The following is a 17,341-nucleotide window of genomic DNA, read 5'->3' on the forward strand; positions in this document are numbered from 1 at the left end:
CCTTGTTGAGATAGCCGAGCTCATCGGCGGCCGCCTTCGAAAGATCCATGATGCGGGTGTCAACAAAAGGACCGCGATCGTTGACGCGCACGACGACCTCACGTCCATTATCGAGATTGGTGACCTTCACATAACTCGGCAAAGGAAGCGTGGCGCTGGCTGCGGTGAGGCGGTTCATGTCAAACCACTCGCCGTTCGATGTCTTGCGGCGATTGAAGTCCTCGCCATACCAGGAGGCAACACCCTTCTTGTCGTAGCCAGGCTGTTCCTTTGGCGTGAACCACTCACCTGCCACCTGATAGGGCTTTCCGACGAAGTATCGTCCACCGCCCCACGGCACTGGGCCCTTGCCGGGATAAATGGGGCTGCCCTGCCCGGCGAATGGATCCCGCTTTGCCGTGTGCTTGTGCGATGCGCACCCCGCGATGGCGAGGGCCATGGCGATCAGAACTATGCCGTTCCGCGCAAACCGCAACATACTCACCTACTCCGACCAACAGGTCACACGCACGCGTGGCGCAATTGATTCCAATGAGCGAGAAGTTTGCGCCCACAGCGTAAATGACGCGTTGGGAAGTATGGTTAAAAAAACCTTGCTGTGCGGTTACTCGACAGCTGCACTCTTGCCCTGCAAGCGCTCAATATTGGCCTGAGCACGATCGTTTCCGGCGGCCAGGGCCTGCTGGTAGAGGTCGAGCGCCTTGGTCTTGTCCACCGTGGCACCCCAGCCCATCTCGTACATGCCACCCAGGTTATTGAGTCCCCACGGGTCGCGCTGTTCGGCGGCCGCCGTGAAAAGCCCAAAGGCCTTGTTGAGGTCCCGCGCCACACCTTTACCCTCGAGGTAGAGCATACCAAGATTGTTCTGGGCATCCGCCAGCTTCTCGTCCGCGGCCTTCTGATACCACTCGGCCGCCTTGGTCAGGTCGACCTCGGTGCCACGGCCCTGCTGATAGGCTTGACCGAGGGCATCCATGGCAGGGGCATAGCCCTTGCCGGCGGCATCCTGATAGAGCTTGAGAGCGGTTGGGTAGTCCTGTTTCAGACCCTTGGCGCCACGCGACACCAACCGCGCCAGGTGATACTGCGCCTCGACGTTGCCTTGCAGCGCGGCCTGCCGAAACCACCGGGCGGCCTCAGCCTCGTCGACGGCGACATTCTTGCCCGTCTCATAGGCAACGCCCACCTCGTATTGCGCATCGACGTCTCCGACCTTGGCCAGGGTCAGTTGCTTGTTGAAGGACAGTTCCTGCAGCGACTGGGCCGCCGCAGGGCCTACGAGGAGCAACAGGGTTGCGAGTGCCAGAATCGGTTTGCGCATGGGGTGACTCTTTACTTCAATCGACGCGTATGAACTTGGTGGACTTGCAGAAAACGCCCGCCACGCAGCCGTTGACCCTCATGGTGGAGGGTCCGGTGATCTGAATGGCCGAGGAATAGGTGTTGCCATCATCCGGATTGTAGATGATGCCAGACCAACGACCCTCGCCGCTGGCCTTCATGTTCGACAGCACAGTAAGACCGATCACCGGGCGCTGGCGCAACGCCGGGTTGGGATTTTCCTTGTCCGTGCGCGGCTTGCCCTTGTCATCACGCGGCTTTTTCAGGGCGACAACCCGTGCGCACAGACCAGCCCCGCACTTCGATACCCGCACCGTCACCTTGCCGTTGGCCATCCGCCAGGTCCCCGTTGGGCCATCGGCCGCCTGGGCCTCTCCCAAAACAAGGGCCAGACCTAGGGCAAGCAGTCCAGCCACCACAATCCGCATTCCTGAAACCTCCGCACGCCCGCTATGCGCCCAGGCCCCATCATGCCCGATTGCCGGGAAATATGGGAAGGGTTATCGTCACGGCCTTCAGCACAGGAGATGACCATGGGGAACCTCGCGACACTCAAGACCGCCAAGACCCTTGAAACCGACGAGTGGCAATTGCGTGTCGACCTTGCGGCGGCTTTCAGGCTCGCCGCCCGCTACGACTGGCATGAGGCGGTGGCCAACCACCTGAGCCTCGCCGTCTCGGCGGACGGCAAGAAATTCCTCATGAATCCCCGGTGGAAGCATTTCTCGCGCATCAAGGCGTCCGAGCTGCTGCTGCTGGATTCGGGCGACACGTCGACAATGGACCGGCCCGATGCGCCGGACCTCACGGCCTGGTGCATCCATGGCCGCATGCATGCCACCGTGCCGCAGGCCCGCTGCATCATCCACCTCCACCCGCCCTACGCGACCGCAATCGCGTCCCTGGCCAACCCCGACATCCTGCCGATCGACCAGAACACCGCGCGCTTCTCCAACCGCGTGGCTTTCGACATGGAATATGGCGGCATGGCCAATACCGATGAGGAAGGCGATCGTCTCGGCCGGCTGCTTGGCAACAAGCAGATGATGATGATGGGCAATCATGGGCTGCTGGTCTGTGCCGAGACCGTGGCCGAAGCCTTCGACCTCACCTACTACTTCGAGCGCGCCTGCCGCAACCTGGTGCTTGCCTATTCAACCGGCCAGAAGCTCCACGTCATGAGTGCGTCCGTGGCTGAGAAAACCGCCCAGGAGTGGGAATCCGACCGCGAGCAGTTCAAGTCGCACTTCGCCGAAATGAAGCAGATACTCGACGCGGAGGACCCCTCCTACGCCGACTGACCGCAACCATTGAGATGCCCGGCGAAGGCTGCTAGGAACAGACCGCCTTCGCCGGCACTACCTGGAGGGGTGGCAGAGCGGTCGATTGCGGCGGTCTTGAAAACCGTTGAGGGTTCGCGCCCTCCGGGGGTTCGAATCCCTCCCCCTCCGCCAATGGACCTTCTTATGCCATTGAATTAACATCATAAAATGTCTTGATCAGAGTTGATGGCCTAGCGGATGGCCTAGCGCGGGCTAGCGCTCGACCGCTGGCAGAAAGGTGACTTTCTTGTTCGTATTGGCCCTGATCGTATTCGCCCTGTCGGCTCTTATCGGGGCCATATCCCTGCTGGGCATCCTCTACCCCTTCCGACCCTTCGGCACGCGCAAGAGGGCCGCTCTTTCGTTGGTCGGCTGTCTCGTCCTGCTCATCGGCTCGACAATCGCCGCAAGCACCCTCCAACCTCCACCCGCGCCGCTGACCACGGCAAGCAACGAAGCGCCTGCTCCAGCCCCCGCGCCAGAACCTATCCCCGCACCGGCACCTGCAACTGCGCCGGCTCCCGCGCCTGACCCCGCACCTGCCGCCGACAAGTTCCCAGCTTCCGCATTCATGTGGGACGCAGACACGAAGAAGTACAAAAAGCAGATTATCGCAGTCGTGAACCGCATTGCGCGGGAGAATACCAACTGCCCCAACCCTGACCCCACATCCGTCACCCTCTCGACTGACAGAAGCAAGCCCAACGACCCTGTCTTCTTCGTGATGTGCGGCAGCGGCCTAAAGGTCTTCAATGTCTGGTTCCGGCCTGCGGACGCAGACAAGACGGCCACGATGGCCGGGGTAAAGCCGATCTCTCAGTCAGGCGCAGTAAGCGCCTGCGAAGCCACCGCCAAGGCCGCTGCGAACCATCCTTCGACGGTGGACTTCTCCCGCTTCATGGACGCCGCCTACGTGACCTACCCGTCAGGGCGGGCTCGGCTCACGTCTTCATTCACGGCCAAGAACAGCTTCGGCCTTGACCTCACCTACGACATCCAATGCCTGTTTGAAGGCACAAAGCTGATCGAGACAGTCATCAACGAGAGAAACTAGTGACCTACGAGTAAGGTGCACTCAAGCCCCAATGATCATTAACCCCCAACGCTTCCGAGACCTGCCGCTCCTCACCCTCGACCGCGTTCCGGACTTCGTTCCCGGTCGCCTCTCAGTGTGGCTTTTCACCAAGCATCAGCGGAAAGATGGCCAGAGAATAGAGGACGGCAGCAAGGCCTAGCGGATAGACGGTTCCGCGATACACCAGTGCCGCAGCTACGACGCCACCGGTGAAGAAACAGCCGATCGATAAAGCGCGGCGCAACACGTTGGGCCGCGACCCCTCCCCCAGGCGTGATTCAGACAGAAGCGCTGTCAGCGTAAGCGTCATGACGTTGGTTGCCAGGTCCTGCACGCCATGCCGCCGCAGGATTGCTGTTTGCAGGCCCATGCCGAAGGCAAGTACGGCCGTAATGGCGTGGCCCAGCGTCTCGTTGCCATTCGGCTCATAAACCCAGCAGACACCCGTCGAAAGGACTATCGTGCACCACACGATGAGGAATGCCGCACGTCGCACATTATGTTCTTCAGGTAGCAGCAGCAGGCGCCCGCCCAATATTGCCCCCAGCGCGAAGGCTCCCAGAGGCCAGAGATAGCGCGATGACCGATCAAAGGTACCGCCAGAACCGACATCCACCGCCATCAGCAGCAAATTGCCGGTCATCATCTCGGCAAACACGCCCCCCAGCGCCTTGATGCAGGTAACATCGATGATGCCACAGATGGCCGACACCAGATAAAGCCCAGGCCGGACATCTCGTGTCACCCGTTGGACGAGCCCCACACTCAACTTCCGCATCGCCCCTCACCCCGCCTGACCCGAGGCTCCGGATTATCCTCCCTGCGGCCCGTAGCGCAAGACAGGGAATGTCACCCAGCCCACCCCATCTCTGTCATGTGCTGAGTGAGACGTGAGACGTGAGATATCCCGCCGACACCGCTAGAAGCGATACTTCATCGTTGCCCGAGCCACGCTGAACTTGTAGTCAGCCTCGCCCTTGTTCTTGACCTCGCTCCAGTCAGCGTCGAGCGTGCCGTCAGCAAGGTTCACATTGCCCATCGAGTCCCAGGTGTAGGTACCGAGGTCGACGTAGAGATATTCGAGACCCAGCGTCCAGCGGTCCACGGCATATTCAATGCCGCCACCCAGCGTCCAGCCGAACTTCCAGGCGTCACCCTCAGAGTTCCAGGAGGCCGACTCGATATCGGTGCTGGCATTCAGGCTCTGCTTCAGGCTCAACTCACCGTAGGCGAGGCCACCGGTGCCATAAACGAGAAAGCTGTCTTTCGCATAGCCTACCCGGGCACGCACCGTTCCATACCAATTGCCCTGGTAGTCGATCTTCTCGTAGGCATTGACGCCTTCCGAGGCCAGCACCTCGCTCATGGTCTCGCTGACGTTGTTTTTCACATTGCCTTCGAAGCCGAGATAATTGAAGTCGCCCTCGACGCCCAGAACGAAACTCGACATCTGCATATTGTAGCCCGCGACCACGCCCGCCTCGAAGCCGGCACCACCGACGTTCGACGTATTGTCGAGTTCGTCAATGAGATTGAGTTCGTCCTCTCCAATGTCTTCCTGGCCGTTGTAGCTGTAGTCGGACTTCATCTGGCTGCTGTTCAAGGCCACGCCAGTGTTGACGCCGACATAGCCGCCTGACCAGTCATACGTGGCACCTGCCAGGCCAATATCTCCGGCGATGGCCGTCTGGGCGCCGCAGCCAAGCGTAAAGGCGGCGCAGGAGGCGAGAAGCAGCTTGTTCATGGGGTCTCTCCGGCATTGAAATTAGTGATTTCACAACCAAAGATCGCGGCAAATGGCTTACAAATTATGAATCTGCTGAACCACAATGAACAATCGTTTGCATACCGCCGCCTCCGAAAACGAAAACTCCGTGCACGGATATCCGTACACGGAGAATGATTCGTTGGAGGCGCTAAACCTGACTAAAGCGGCGTCAGCTGCATGGGGCCTGAGGTAAGGCGCATGCCGTCCGAGGTGATGGGCGAACACATGGAGGGCGTGCCCTTCGGCAGCCAGCTCGTCGGGTTGCGGGCCTGGCAGAGCTTGCCGTTGGACGCCTGCCAGATGCCGGTGCCGGTGCCCTTGCCCGCCTGGTCATATTCGAAGGTGCCATCGCCATAGAACGTGACGGTGCCCTTGTTGCCCGGCGCAGCATAGGTGAACTTGCGCTCGGCAAGTGCCTTGGTGATGTCACCCGCCGAAAGTGCGTTACCGACGGGCAGCGGGCCGGGAGCAGGCGCAACCGGGGCCATCGCGACGGGAGCCCCCGGAGCCTGTGTTGCGGGGGCAAGATCAGGAGACGAACTGCTGGACGCGCAGGCAGCGAGCCCCAAGGCTACCGTCGCGAGCGCCAGGCCGGAAAGGCCGCGGGCAAAACGCATTGCGTCAGACTCCTTCCGCCAGCACCACGACGCGGGTGCCGATGGGAACGCGGCGGTAAAGGTCCTCCACGTCCTGGTTGATCATGCGGATGCAACCGGACGAGGCATTATGGCCGATCGACATCGGGTCGGTCGTTCCATGAATGCGGTAAAGCGTGTCCTGGCCATTCTGGAAGAGGTAAAGCGCGCGGGCACCGAGCGGATTGTCGGGACCTCCCGGCATGCCGTTCGCCCATTTGGCCTTTTCAGGCACGCGGGCAATCATTTCCTTGGGCGGCGTCCAGCGCGGCCACATGACCTTGCGTCCGACGTCTGCAAGGCCTGCCCAGCGGAAGCCGTCCTTGCCGACGGCACAACCCCAGCGCAACGCCTGGCCACCCTGCTGCACAAGGTAGATTTGGCGGTTCGGTGTATCGACGATGATGGTGCCGGGCCACTGGCGGCCAGTATAGGCCACGGTTGCCGGGCGGAACGGCGCCGGGATCTTGCTATAATTGAAGGGCGGCAGCGGATACGGATCGTCGTCGGCGCTCTGCGGAAGAGCCGCAGTGGACAGAGGTACCGTCAGCAGGGCTGCGGATGCTCCGGTCAGGACGGCGCGTCGGGAAAGCATCATGGTCCTCTCGTCGGGTCTGGAAGTCATGTTCGTGTCGTACCAAATTGGCGGGGAAACGCTAAGTACATATTAACGATAACCCGCAAGTTGTGAGGGAATGTCTGCTGGAATGCAATTGAACTCGAATTAATGCAACCCCAGATTTACAGATGGCGGCCGCCCTACTGACGATCAACCTCTATCCCTTCACCCTGAGATTCGCTGGATCATGCAGCGGCTCCAGGTGAATCCGTGCCTTCACCACGTCCTTGGCCACCACCAGTTCATATTCGCCTGCCTTGAGATAGGCCTCATCCACGCCGCCGGCCTGGCGCACATATCCATATCCGACGGGCCTTCCCACCGTATAGCCATAGCCTCCGCTGGTCAGGTAACCGGCGAATTCCCCATTGCGGAGAATGGTTTCACGCCCCGCCAGCACGACATCCTCGCGCTCCGTGGTGAACCCGGCCAGCATCTTGACGAGTGGCCTGGAGGCAATCGCCTCGCTTGCGGCCCGGCCGATGAAATCCTCATTCGACTTGAGCTTCACCGCCCAGCCGAGGCCGGCGTGAAAGGGCGAGTCGTTGGGGGTGATGTCGGCGCCCCAGGCGCGATACCCCTTCTCAAGGCGCAGCGATTCGATCGCACGGTACCCCGCAGGAACGATCCCCTCCCCGTGCCCTGCCTCCATCAGCGCATCAAAGACGGTGCCAATGGCGGCAATCGGCACATGCAGTTCCCAGCCAAGCTCGCCCACATAGGTGACGCGCAGCGCCCTCACCTTCGCACCCGCGATGGTGATCTCACGCACAGCGCCGAAGGGGAATCCGGCATTGCTGACATCCGCATCGGTGAGCCTGGCAAGGATGGATCGCGAAGCCGGACCCATCAGTGACAGCGTGCCCCACTGTTCCGTAACGTCGCTGAGCGTGGCGTCGAGGCCAGGCCGAATATGTTCCCGGATCCAGGCGAAGTCATGAGTACGGAAGCCGGTGCCGGTGACGATGTAGAAGTGATCGTCGGCAAGCTGCGCCACCGTCAGGTCGCACTCGATGCCACCGCGGCTGTTCAGCATCTGGGTATAGGTCAGCTTGCCGGGCCCGCGCGCCACGCGGTTCGCGGCGATGAAGGAAATTGCCTCCGCAGCACCCCTGCCCTTCAATTCATACTTTGCGAATGACGACTGGTCGAACAGTCCTGCCTTCTCCCGCACCGCGCGGTGTTCCTCACCGACATGCGGGAACCAGTTCTGGCGGCCCATGGAATAGACGTCTTTCAGTTCGACACCGGGCGGCGCGAACCAGTTCGGCCGTTCCCACCCGAGCTTCGATCCAAAGCAGGCTTGGCGCGCCTTCAGCCGCTCATAGAGCGGCGAGACGATGCGCGGACGGCCGCTCTGGTATTCCTCATGCGGGAAGGCCACCGTGTAATGCTTGCCATAGGCCTCGAGCGTGCGCTCGCAGGTCCAGTCGCGGTCCTTGTGCAGGTCAGAGAAGCGGCGGATGTCGACAACCCACAGGTCCATCGGTGCCTCGCCCTTCGCAGCCCATTCCGCCAGCACCCAGCCCGCACCACCGCCCGAGGCGATGCCGAAGGCATTGAAGCCGGCGCCGACGTAGAGGTTCTTGAGCTCCGGTGCCTGGCCAAGAATGAAATTGCCGTCGGGCGTGAAGCTCTCCGGACCATTGATCATTTTCTTGATGCCGGTGTTGGCCAGTGCGGGCACACGCGCCAGCGCCTCGCCCAGGTGCTGCTCGAAATGGTCCCAGTCGTCGTCGAAAAGCTGGAACTCGAAGTCATCCGGCACGTTGCCCGTCGTCCACGGAATGGGGTTCGGCTCGTAACCGCCGAAGACAAGGCCTCCGACCTCTTCCTTGAAATAGGTGCGGCGGTCCGGATCACGCAGTGTTGCGGCATCCGACGCAAGGCCATCCACCTTCTCGGTAATCACATATTGATGCTTCACAGGTTGCAGTGGCACGGAGACCCCCGCCATCGCCCCGATCTGCCGGGCCCACTGGCCACCGCAGTTGATGACCGTCTCGCAGGCGATGGTACCCTGATTGGTGCGGATGGCCTTCACACGCCCGTCCACGATATCGAACCCTTCGACCCGGCACCCCTCGACGATCTTCGCGCCATGCATGCGGGCGCCCTTGGCCAACGACTGCGCGATGTCGGATGGAGAAGCTTGCCCGTCAGTCGGCAGCCAAGAGGCGCCGACGAGGTCAGACACGTCCATCAGCGGCCACATTTTCTTCACCTCGGCTGGCGAGACGAGATGCATCTCCATGCCGAAGCTCTGGGCAGTGGTTGCCAGGCGCTTATATTCCTTCCAGCGGTCCTCATTCGTGGCCAGCCGCAGGCAGCCCGTCATCTTCCATCCCGTGGCAAGGCCCGTCTCCGCGTCGAGCTTCTTGTAGAGGTCGACGGAGTATTTCAGGACCTGGGTGATGGAGGCCGAGGAGCGCAACTGCCCAACGAGGCCAGCCGCATGCCAGGTCGAACCCGAGGTGAGCCTGTTCTGCTCCAGCAGCACCACGTCGGCCTTGTGGTCCCGCGCTAGGTGATAAGCCGTGGAGCAGCCGATGATGCCGCCGCCGATCACCACATATTGCGCATGCGAAGGAAGGGTCATGATGAGTCCGTGTTGAGGTCTGCGGCATGATTTCAGAAGTCGGCGGGCATTTCATCCCAAATCATGCCCCCGCATGCCGCCATGCCCTATCCGCAGTCATGCCGTGACCTTCAAGCCCTTGTTGGGGGCTTCCGTCTCTGCCTATCCTCCGCCGCACAAATGGGGGAGGATTCTCAATGAACATTCTGGTCATCGGCGGTGGCGGCATGGTCGGCGTCAAGCTGATTAACAGGCTCGCCAAGGACGGCAAGCTGGGCGATGCCCCGATCACGAAAATCATCCGTCAGGACGTGGTGCTGGCGCCACCACCCCCTGCCTCGGCCTTCCCCATCGAGACGCTGATCGGCGACCTTTCGACACCGGGCGAGGCCGAGAAGCTGATGGCTCTGAAACCCGACGTCATTTTCCATCTGGCGGCCATTGTTTCGGGCGAAGCGGAGGCTGATTTCGAGAAGGGCTATCGCATCAACCTCGATGGCACGCGCTATCTCTTCGAGGCGATCCGCAAGGCTGGTGGCGGCTACAAGCCGAAAGTCATCTTCACCTCCTCCATCGCCGTGTTCGGAGCGCCTTTCCCGGATGCCATTCCGGATGAGTTCTTCAACACACCACTCACCAGCTACGGAACGCAGAAGACAATCTGCGAATTGCTGCTGGCGGACTATTCGCGCCGGGGCTTCTTCGATGGCGTGGGCCTGCGCTTCCCCACGGTCTGCGTCAGGCCGGGCAAGCCCAACCTCGCGGCGTCGGGCTTCTTCTCCAACATCATCCGCGAGCCGCTGGCCGGGCAGGAAGCCGTCCTGCCGGTGCCCGAGGACGTGCGCCACTGGCATGCATCCCCGCGCGCCGCCATCGGCTTCCTGATCCACGCGGCCACCATGGACACGGGCCTGCTCGGCAACCGCCGCAACGTCACGCTGCCCGGCGTCTCCTGCACGGTGGGCGAACAGATCGAGGCGCTGCGCAAGGTCGCGGGCGAAAAGGTGGTGGCCCGCATCAGGCGGGAGCCCAACGAGACCATCATGAAGATCGTCGCCGGCTGGCCGCGGAACTTCGAGGCCAAGCGCGGCCGCGAATTGGGCTTCAAGGCCGAGAACAGTTTCGAGGACATCATCCGCGTCCACATCGAGGACGAGCACGGCGGCAAGATCGCCTGATGGTCCGCACTGCCACGGTTGCCGAACTCGCCCCCTTCTCGCTCGCCGTGCTGCGGGCGGCCGGGGCCGACGAGCCGTCGGCGGAGGCTGCCACCTGGGCCATGCTGCATGCCTCGCTGCATGGGGTCGACAGCCACGGCATCCGGCTGCTGCCCTGGTATGCCGACTGCCTGCGCAATGGCATCGCCAAGGGCACGCCCAATATCACCGTCTCGCACCCGCGCCGGGCAGCGGCCCTCGTCGATGCTGATGATGGCCTCGGCCACATCGCCATGTACCGTGCCATGGACGAGGCCTGCGCCATCGCCCGTGACTGCGGGATCGGCATGGCGAGCATCATCAACTCCACCCATTTCGGCGCGGCCGGCGCCTATACGCTGGCGGCGGCGGATGCGGGCTTCATTGGTTTTGCGACCTGCAACTCGGGTGCCTTCGTCGTGCCGCATGGCGGGAGCCGACCCATTCACGGCACAAGTCCAATCTCGTTGTCTGCGCCCAATCCCGGAGGCGACCCCTTCCTTCTCGACATGGCGACGAGCTCCGTGCCGTGGAACAAGGTTCTAAGGTATCGCACGGAAGGCATTGAATTGCCTCAAGGAGTTGCCGTCGACGCAACGGGCGCATTCGTCACCGACCCCAACAAGGCCGTCGCCCTTGCGCCTGCCGGCGGACCAGACTTCGGATACAAGGGTGCTGCCCTTGGCGGCGTCGCGGACGTGCTGGGCGGCATCCTCACCGGCATGCGGCTGTCGTCCGATCAGGACGGGCTCGCATTGGGCGACACCAAGGTCGGCCATTTCGTGATGGCCATCGACCCCACGCTGTTCATGACGCTCGAGGCCTTCGGACAGGGCGTGCAAACCTACATCGACCGCTTCAAGACCCAACCCGGCACCTATGCGGCTGGCGGGCCTGAATGGGAACGGCGCCGCCTGCGGGAGTCTGAAGGCATCCCCTTGCCCGAAGGGCTCTCCGCCGAACTCGGCGATGCGGGCGCCAAGGCCGGGGTGCCACTGGGTTTCTGATGGCGCCAGACCTCAAGGAGAACCGGACGCGTGGCATCCTGTGGATGCTCGCCACCATGTTCTGCTTCATCTCGCTCGACACGATGATGAAATACCTGATGGAGAGCTATTCCCTCGTACAAGTCACCTGGGCGCGGTTCTTCTTCGCCACCGTGGTTGCAATCATTGCCTGCGGGCCGCGCATCGGAAAACTTGCGGTGAGCAGGCATCCGAAACAGCAATTGCTTCGCTCCGTTTTCCTGATGTCCACCACCGGTTTCTTCAACGCCGGAATTCGCACCGTGCCGCTGGCAACCGCCACCACCATCATGTTCCTCAACCCGGTGCTGGTGACCGTGATGGCCATCCCGCTGCTGGGCGAAAAAGTGGGGCTGCGGCGCTGGATCGGGGTTCTTTTGGGCTTCCTGGGCGCGGTCATCGTGGTGCGGCCGTGGCAGGAAGGCATGGGCATCTACGGCTATGGCGTCATCTTCCTGCTGGTCGCCGCCGTTCTGAACGCCAACTACCAGATCCTCACCCGGCGGGTACGCGGCGATGACCCACTCACCTCGCTGCTTTACACCGCCACCGCAGGCGCGGTGGTAACGAGCGTGCTGGTGCCGTGGTTCTGGGCGTGGCCCACTGCCGTGGACTGGCTGCTGCTCATGGGCACCGGGCTCGCGGGCGGCCTCGGGCACCTGTTCCTGATCCGTGCCTTCCGGTCGGCACCCGCCTCCGTCGTGGCACCCTTCTCCTACTCCTCGCTGCTGTGGGCGACGATCTTCGGCTTTGTCATCTGGGGCGACTGGCCAGACCTGTGGACCTGGGCCGGCGCCGCGCTTATCATCGGGTCTGGGCTTTACATCTTTTCGAGGGAACGACGGGCATGAAGACGGTCGAATTCACTGCGATGAAGGACGGCACCGCCGAGGAATACCTGTTCCTCAAACCGCTCGAGGACGAGCATGTCCGGGGCACCGCCGAACGCGTGCTGCGGGAGCTCCGTCTGCAGGAGGAGGAAACGCTTCCGGGCTACAAGATTTCCCGCCTCATGCACGGCCTGCAGTCGGCCACACGCGCCTACAATGAGGGCGCGGACATCGACTGGGTGGTGGGTACGTTGCTTCATGACATCGGCGATGGCCTCGCACCGCAGAACCATGACAGGTTCGCCGCCGAGATCCTGCGTCCCTACATGCGCGAGGAAGTGGTCTGGACGGTGGAGCACCATGCGTCGTTCCAGATGTATTATTACGCCCATCACTACGGCTGGAACCAGCATGAGCGCGAGAAGTACAGCGCCTCGCCCTTTTACCAGTCCTGCATCGATTTCTGCGAGCGCTGGGACCAGTCATCCTTCGACCCGGCCTATCCGACGAAGGACCTCGCCTTCTTCGAGCCCATGGTGCGCGAGGTATTCGCCCGCAAGGCCCACGATCCGGCCGTTCAGCAGAAGGGCGTGGTGAGTGGCCTGCCGCAGCTGGCGACCGCCGCCGAGTAGCCTCATACGCCGCTCGCAGACCTGAAATGCCGCGCCGTGGCTGGCAGGCTCGCCTCCGCCCGGCCATGGTGACAGCATGAATCAGCCGCGCCCAGCCCTGAGCCGCAACCTGATCGGCGTCCTCTCGCTGTGCCTCGGCGTCTTCGTGTTCTCGATGCAGGATGCGATCCTGAAGGGCCTGAGCGGCAGCCATGCCGTCACGCTGGCCATCGTGCTGCGCTCCATCGTCGGCCTGCCCATCCTGTTCGCCATGGTCTGGTATGAAAGGGGTCCCTCGGCCCTCCGGACAAGGAACTGGAAGCTGCTGGTGGCGCGCGGGCTCATCCTGCTCACGTCCTACACCACCTACTACATGGCCTTCCCCGTCCTGCCGCTGGCAGAGGCCGTGGCGCTGTTCTTCACCTCGCCCATCTTCGTCACCATCCTCGCGGCCCTGTTCCTGCGCGAGAAGGTGACGCTGAAGGCCTGGGCTGCTGTCATCGCCGGCTTCATCGGCGTGCTCATCATCCTGCGCCCCGGCAGCGAGCTGTTCGAGCCTGCCGCCCTGCTGAGCCTGATCAGTGCCGCCGCCTATGCCCTCTCCATGATCCTGGCGCGGCGCTACAGCGCCGACGAGCCGACGACCGTCATGGCCTTCTACGTCAATGCCGTCTACCTGGTGGCCGCTGCTGGCATCGCGATGGTCTTCCACCTGATGGGCATCACCCACGCCGCGCACCCGAGCCTCGAATTCCTCGTCAGGCCATGGGACATGCCGAACGCCACCGATCTGGCCCTCATGGGCCTGTGCGGTGTCATCGCGGCGCTGGGCATGGCGCTGCTGACCCACGCCTATCGCCTGGCGCGCGCCAACCTCGTCACGGTGTTCGAGTACACCGGCATGCTGTGGGTGCCGCTCTGGGGGTTCCTGTTCTTCCAGGAGGTTCCGCGATGGACCACGGTGATCGGCACACTGATCATCATCGCCGCGGGCATATTCGCCGTCAGGAATGCCAAGGCTTAAGGTGCGACCTGCTCGCTCAGGATCTTGAAATCGCCGACGTAGCTCTTCGGCATGCCCGGAGCTGCAACGACGCGCAGCCACAGGCCCTTGCCCATCTCGCCGCCGGAAATGGCGAAGGTGCGGGCTTCGGCGGATTGCGGCAAGTCAAAGCTCATCACCGGCCGGCCCGCTGCGCCGATGTCCCCCTCGGGCAGCACCATCACATCAACCGACTTCGCCATGGAGGCAGGGTCGACACCCGCTGGCGGCTGGTACTCGAGTGCCGTCACCTGCTGCGCACGATTTCCGCTGAACAGCACGAGGATGTTCAGCTCGGTATCGGGCGGCGAGATGGCGACGAAGGTGTCATCCTGCCCGTCGAACAGGCTGGAGAAACTGTAGCGATTCTCGCTGCCGTCCTTGAGTGCTGCAGTGAACGCCGCGCCCTCGGCTAGGTTGACGGTCTGGGTGGCCAGTTTCGGCGCCTCGGTCTTCGACACCGTCTCGTTTGGCACCACGGCGTCGGCCTTCTGCGGGTCAACCGACACCACCACGTTCACCGGCGGCTGGGCCGCCTGGTGAGGCAGGAAGGTCTGGTAGGCAGCGAGCCCGACGCCGGCAATCGCCGCCAGGCTCGATATGACGATGTGGAAATTGGTGAGCTTCACCGAATTAGGCTTTGAGGATGCTACGTCCTGCATAGGTGGCCTGCGATCCCAGTTCTTCCTCGATACGAAGAAGCTGATTGTATTTGGCCAACCGGTCCGAACGCGCCAGCGAGCCAGTCTTGATCTGACCGCAGTTTGTGGCAACAGCAAGGTCCGCGATTGTCGAATCTTCGGTTTCGCCCGAGCGATGCGACATGACGGCGGTGTAGCCCGCCTTGTGCGCCATCTCGACGGCTTCCAGCGTCTCGGTCAGCGAGCCGATCTGGTTCACCTTGACGAGGATCGAGTTGGCGATGCCCTCGGAAATGCCCTTCTTCAGGCGCTTGGTGTTGGTGACGAACAGGTCGTCGCCGACGAGCTGGTGGGTCTTGCCGATGAGGTCGGTCACCTGCTTCCAGCCGTCCCAGTCATCTTCCGACATGCCGTCCTCGATCGAGAAGATCGGGTAGGACTTCGCCAGCATGGCAAGGTATTCGGCCTGCTCCTTGATCGAGCGCTTCTTGCCCTCGCCCTCGTAATCGTAGACGCCGTTCTTGAAGAACTCAGTGGCCGCGCAGTCCATGGCCAGATAGATGTCCTTGCCTGCCTTGTAACCCGCCTGCTCCACAGCCTTCATCACGAAGTCGAGGGCCGCCTCGGCCGACGGCAGGTTGGGCGCAAAGCCGCCTTCGTCGCCAACGTTGGTATTGTGGCCAGCCTTCTTGAGGGCGCCTTTCAGCGTGTGGAAGATTTCTGCACCCATGCGCAGGCCTTCGCGGAAGCTGTCCGCTCCCACCGGCATGATCATGAATTCCTGGAAGTCGATCGGGTTGTCGGCATGGGCGCCGCCATTGATGATGTTCATCATCGGCACCGGCAGCACGCGCGAGGCCGCACCACCGACATAGCGGTAGAGCGGAAGGCCTGCCGCATCCGCCGCCGCCTTGGCTGTGGCAAGCGAAACGCCGAGGATGGCGTTGGCGCCAAGCCGCGCCTTGTTGGGCGTGCCGTCGAGTTCGATCATCGCCTGGTCGATGGCGATCTGGTCCTCGGCTTCCATGCCGGCCAGCGCATCGAAGATCTCGCCGTTGACGGCGGCCACCGCCTTGAGGACGCCCTTGCCGAGATAACGTGCCTTGTCACCGTCGCGCAGCTCGACCGCCTCATGGGCCCCCGTCGAAGCGCCCGAGGGGACGCCGGCGCGGCCCATGGAACCGTCTTCCAGCACCACATCAACCTCCACCGTCGGGTTGCCGCGGCTGTCGAGGATTTCGCGGGCGGTGATGTCGATGATTGTGGTCATGGCCAGGTCCCTTGATGTGCGTAAATCAGGCAGTGGTTATGGCGGGAGGCCATGGCGTTTGCAAGACGGTTCCGAGCCCGGACCCAGGCCGGCTTCCGCTCTTCAGGCGCCCTTCGCCACCTTGTCGAGAGCCATCAACGTCCTGAGCAGATCCTCGAGCTTGTCGAGCGGCACCATGTTCGGCCCGTCGGACGGGGCATTGTCCGGGTCTTCATGCGTCTCGATGAAAACGCCTGCCACACCCACGGCAACCGCAGCGCGTGCAAGCACTGGCACCATGCGACGGTCACCACCGGAGGACGCCCCCTGCCCCCCGGGCTGCTGCACCGAATGCGTGGCATCGAAAATCACCGGCGCGCCCATTTCTTCCATGATGGGCAGGGCCCGCATGTCAGACACCAGCGTGTTGTAACCGAACGATGCACCGCGCTCCGTGAGCATCACATTGGGATTGCCGCTCTCGACGATCTTGGCCAGTACGTTCTTCATGTCCCAGGGAGCGAGGAACTGTCCCTTCTTCACGTTGACGATGCGTCCCGTCTTGGCGGCGGCGATCAGAAGGTCGGTCTGTCGGCACAGGAAGGCCGGAATCTGGAGGACGTCGACCACAGTCGCCAGTTCGGCGCACTGGCCATTCTCGTGAACATCCGTCAGCACCGGAAGCCCCAGTTCCTTGCGGATGTCGGCGAAGACCGCAAGTGACTTCTCGAGGCCCATGCCACGCTTGCCCGTGAGACTGGTGCGGTTCGCCTTGTCGAAGCTCGACTTGTAGACGAGCCCGATCCCCAGCCTGCCGCAGATTTCCCTGAGGCGGCCGGCCATCATGAAGGCATGGTCGCGGCTCTCCATCTGGCAGGGACCGGCGATCAGCGACAGCGGCAGCGCATTGCCGAATTTCACATTGGCGGAGGAAACAATCGAATTGGGCGTCATTTTTTGGGATACACCAGGAAAGTGCCCGAGCCGTGGGCATAGAGTTTGCCGTGTTCGTCGATGAGCCGCGCATCTGCCGTCAGCATGGTGCGGCCGGCATGGATCACCGTGCCGGTGCACAAAAGCCGTTTCACCGATGCGTCGATCTTGCCGACATAGTTGACCTTGAGTTCGATGGTGCCGTAGCCGATGCCGGCAGGAAGCTTGGTCTGCACCGCGCAGCCGGTGGCGCTGTCGATCAGCGTTGCCGCGTAGCCGCCGTGCAGTCGCATCTGCGGGTTGTAGTACCGGGGCGACGGAAAGGCCTCGAACGTGGCGCTGCCATCCTCCACAGCAATCAGCTTGAAATTCATGGTCTCGGCCATGGCCGAGCCGTGCCAGTCCTTCAGCAGCTCGCGAAGATAGTCGAGCCCGCTTTGCGGATGGTTGTCGTGTGCTTGCGTGTCCATGCCCAT

The 17,341-nt window shown here is 62.5% G+C and carries 19 protein-coding genes and 1 tRNA gene; 8 read left to right on the plus strand and 12 right to left on the minus strand.

Annotated elements, in window-relative coordinates:
• From WCJ41_RS10850 to WCJ41_RS10860, 3 genes are all read right to left on the minus strand, one after another.
• The coding region (locus tag WCJ41_RS10850; protein ID WP_336905875.1) for a septal ring lytic transglycosylase RlpA family protein at positions 1 to 478 on the minus strand (478 nt) is incomplete at its 3' end.
• Positions 479 to 604: 126 nt separating this feature from the next.
• A complete protein-coding gene (locus WCJ41_RS10855; protein WP_336905876.1) occupies positions 605 to 1,321 on the minus strand; it encodes a tetratricopeptide repeat protein in 717 nt (238 codons plus the stop codon).
• Between the two features lie 16 nt (positions 1,322 to 1,337).
• Complete coding sequence (locus WCJ41_RS10860) at positions 1,338 to 1,676, minus strand: DUF2147 domain-containing protein (protein WP_336905877.1); 339 nt, start codon at positions 1,674 to 1,676, stop codon at positions 1,338 to 1,340.
• Between the two features lie 198 nt (positions 1,677 to 1,874).
• Between WCJ41_RS10860 and WCJ41_RS10865 the strand changes: the two genes are divergently transcribed.
• The 3 genes from WCJ41_RS10865 to WCJ41_RS10875 all read left to right on the plus strand — a co-directional run bounded on the left by WCJ41_RS10865 (position 1,875) and on the right by WCJ41_RS10875 (position 3,717).
• Positions 1,875 to 2,642, plus strand: a complete 768-nt coding sequence (locus WCJ41_RS10865; RefSeq protein WP_336905878.1) for a class II aldolase/adducin family protein — start codon at positions 1,875 to 1,877, stop codon at positions 2,640 to 2,642.
• A gap of 63 nt (positions 2,643 to 2,705) precedes the next feature.
• Positions 2,706 to 2,795 (plus strand) — tRNA-Ser (locus WCJ41_RS10870).
• 115 nt (positions 2,796 to 2,910) lie between these two features.
• Positions 2,911 to 3,717, plus strand: coding sequence for a hypothetical protein (locus tag WCJ41_RS10875; RefSeq protein ID WP_336905879.1), 807 nt, complete (start codon positions 2,911 to 2,913; stop codon positions 3,715 to 3,717).
• Between the two features lie 112 nt (positions 3,718 to 3,829).
• Here the strand turns inward: WCJ41_RS10875 and WCJ41_RS10880 are convergent, their stop codons facing one another.
• The 5 genes from WCJ41_RS10880 to WCJ41_RS10900 form a co-directional block, all read right to left on the minus strand.
• Complete coding sequence (locus tag WCJ41_RS10880) at positions 3,830 to 4,516, minus strand: YoaK family protein (RefSeq protein ID WP_336905880.1); 687 nt, start codon at positions 4,514 to 4,516, stop codon at positions 3,830 to 3,832.
• Between the two features lie 141 nt (positions 4,517 to 4,657).
• A complete protein-coding gene (locus WCJ41_RS10885) occupies positions 4,658 to 5,482 on the minus strand; it encodes a hypothetical protein (protein WP_336905881.1) in 825 nt (274 codons plus the stop codon).
• Between the two features lie 182 nt (positions 5,483 to 5,664).
• Complete coding sequence (locus tag WCJ41_RS10890; protein WP_336905882.1) at positions 5,665 to 6,123, minus strand: hypothetical protein; 459 nt, start codon at positions 6,121 to 6,123, stop codon at positions 5,665 to 5,667.
• A 4-nt stretch (positions 6,124 to 6,127) separates the two neighbouring features.
• Positions 6,128 to 6,739: a L,D-transpeptidase gene (locus tag WCJ41_RS10895; RefSeq protein ID WP_336905883.1), complete on the minus strand. Its 612-nt coding sequence runs from the start codon at positions 6,737 to 6,739 to the stop codon at positions 6,128 to 6,130.
• Between the two features lie 178 nt (positions 6,740 to 6,917).
• A complete protein-coding gene (locus WCJ41_RS10900) occupies positions 6,918 to 9,359 on the minus strand; it encodes an FAD-dependent oxidoreductase (protein WP_336905884.1) in 2,442 nt (813 codons plus the stop codon).
• Positions 9,360 to 9,535: 176 nt separating this feature from the next.
• Between WCJ41_RS10900 and denD the strand changes: the two genes are divergently transcribed.
• The 5 genes from denD (at position 9,536) to WCJ41_RS10925 (ending at position 14,024) form a co-directional block, all read left to right on the plus strand.
• A complete protein-coding gene (gene denD, locus WCJ41_RS10905) occupies positions 9,536 to 10,516 on the plus strand; it encodes a D-erythronate dehydrogenase (RefSeq protein ID WP_336905885.1) in 981 nt (326 codons plus the stop codon).
• On the plus strand, positions 10,516 to 11,541 hold the full coding sequence (locus WCJ41_RS10910; protein ID WP_336905886.1) for an Ldh family oxidoreductase: 1,026 nt from the start codon (positions 10,516 to 10,518) through the stop codon (positions 11,539 to 11,541). The genes denD and WCJ41_RS10910 overlap by 1 nt, the downstream gene beginning before the upstream one ends.
• The gene (locus WCJ41_RS10915) at positions 11,541 to 12,410 is read left to right on the plus strand and encodes a DMT family transporter (protein WP_336905887.1); all 870 of its coding nucleotides are present in this window, start codon (positions 11,541 to 11,543) and stop codon (positions 12,408 to 12,410) included. The genes WCJ41_RS10910 and WCJ41_RS10915 overlap by 1 nt, the downstream gene beginning before the upstream one ends.
• Entirely contained in the window at positions 12,407 to 13,021 is a 615-nt protein-coding gene (locus WCJ41_RS10920; protein WP_336905888.1) for an HD domain-containing protein, read from the plus strand. The genes WCJ41_RS10915 and WCJ41_RS10920 overlap by 4 nt, the downstream gene beginning before the upstream one ends.
• A gap of 76 nt (positions 13,022 to 13,097) precedes the next feature.
• Complete coding sequence (locus tag WCJ41_RS10925) at positions 13,098 to 14,024, plus strand: DMT family transporter (RefSeq protein WP_336905889.1); 927 nt, start codon at positions 13,098 to 13,100, stop codon at positions 14,022 to 14,024.
• Here the strand turns inward: WCJ41_RS10925 and WCJ41_RS10930 are convergent.
• From WCJ41_RS10930 to WCJ41_RS10945, 4 genes are all read right to left on the minus strand, one after another.
• Positions 14,021 to 14,671: a hypothetical protein gene (locus WCJ41_RS10930; RefSeq protein ID WP_336905890.1), complete on the minus strand. Its 651-nt coding sequence runs from the start codon at positions 14,669 to 14,671 to the stop codon at positions 14,021 to 14,023. The genes WCJ41_RS10925 and WCJ41_RS10930 overlap by 4 nt on opposite strands.
• Before the next feature lie 4 nt (positions 14,672 to 14,675).
• On the minus strand, positions 14,676 to 15,953 hold the full coding sequence (gene eno / locus WCJ41_RS10935; RefSeq protein WP_336905891.1) for a phosphopyruvate hydratase: 1,278 nt from the start codon (positions 15,951 to 15,953) through the stop codon (positions 14,676 to 14,678).
• Positions 15,954 to 16,055: 102 nt separating this feature from the next.
• A complete protein-coding gene (gene kdsA / locus WCJ41_RS10940) occupies positions 16,056 to 16,886 on the minus strand; it encodes a 3-deoxy-8-phosphooctulonate synthase (RefSeq protein WP_336905892.1) in 831 nt (276 codons plus the stop codon).
• Entirely contained in the window at positions 16,883 to 17,335 is a 453-nt protein-coding gene (locus tag WCJ41_RS10945; RefSeq protein ID WP_336905893.1) for a PaaI family thioesterase, read from the minus strand. The genes kdsA and WCJ41_RS10945 overlap by 4 nt, the downstream gene beginning before the upstream one ends.
• Positions 17,336 to 17,341: the final 6 nt, after the last annotated feature.

The organism is Aestuariivirga sp., from assembly GCF_037139295.1.
GTDB lineage: Bacteria > Pseudomonadota > Alphaproteobacteria > Rhizobiales > Aestuariivirgaceae > Aestuariivirga.

Coding starts and splice junctions, on each gene's coding strand:
- WCJ41_RS10920 (WP_336905888.1), top strand. CDS start 12,407: ATGAAGACGGTCGAATTCACTGCGATGAAGGACGGCACCGCCGAGGAA.
- WCJ41_RS10855 (WP_336905876.1), bottom strand. CDS start 1,321: ATGCGCAAACCGATTCTGGCACTCGCAACCCTGTTGCTCCTCGTAGGC.
- WCJ41_RS10900 (WP_336905884.1), bottom strand. CDS start 9,359: ATGACCCTTCCTTCGCATGCGCAATATGTGGTGATCGGCGGCGGCATC.
- WCJ41_RS10860 (WP_336905877.1), bottom strand. CDS start 1,676: ATGGCCAACGGCAAGGTGACGGTGCGGGTATCGAAGTGCGGGGCTGGT.
- WCJ41_RS10910 (WP_336905886.1), top strand. CDS start 10,516: ATGGTCCGCACTGCCACGGTTGCCGAACTCGCCCCCTTCTCGCTCGCC.
- kdsA (WP_336905892.1), bottom strand. CDS start 16,886: ATGACGCCCAATTCGATTGTTTCCTCCGCCAATGTGAAATTCGGCAAT.
- WCJ41_RS10915 (WP_336905887.1), top strand. CDS start 11,541: ATGGCGCCAGACCTCAAGGAGAACCGGACGCGTGGCATCCTGTGGATG.
- WCJ41_RS10865 (WP_336905878.1), top strand. CDS start 1,875: ATGGGGAACCTCGCGACACTCAAGACCGCCAAGACCCTTGAAACCGAC.
- eno (WP_336905891.1), bottom strand. CDS start 15,953: ATGACCACAATCATCGACATCACCGCCCGCGAAATCCTCGACAGCCGC.
- WCJ41_RS10885 (WP_336905881.1), bottom strand. CDS start 5,482: ATGAACAAGCTGCTTCTCGCCTCCTGCGCCGCCTTTACGCTTGGCTGC.
- denD (WP_336905885.1), top strand. CDS start 9,536: ATGAACATTCTGGTCATCGGCGGTGGCGGCATGGTCGGCGTCAAGCTG.
- WCJ41_RS10890 (WP_336905882.1), bottom strand. CDS start 6,123: ATGCGTTTTGCCCGCGGCCTTTCCGGCCTGGCGCTCGCGACGGTAGCC.
- WCJ41_RS10895 (WP_336905883.1), bottom strand. CDS start 6,739: ATGATGCTTTCCCGACGCGCCGTCCTGACCGGAGCATCCGCAGCCCTG.
- WCJ41_RS10880 (WP_336905880.1), bottom strand. CDS start 4,516: ATGCGGAAGTTGAGTGTGGGGCTCGTCCAACGGGTGACACGAGATGTC.
- WCJ41_RS10945 (WP_336905893.1), bottom strand. CDS start 17,335: ATGGACACGCAAGCACACGACAACCATCCGCAAAGCGGGCTCGACTAT.
- WCJ41_RS10925 (WP_336905889.1), top strand. CDS start 13,098: ATGAATCAGCCGCGCCCAGCCCTGAGCCGCAACCTGATCGGCGTCCTC.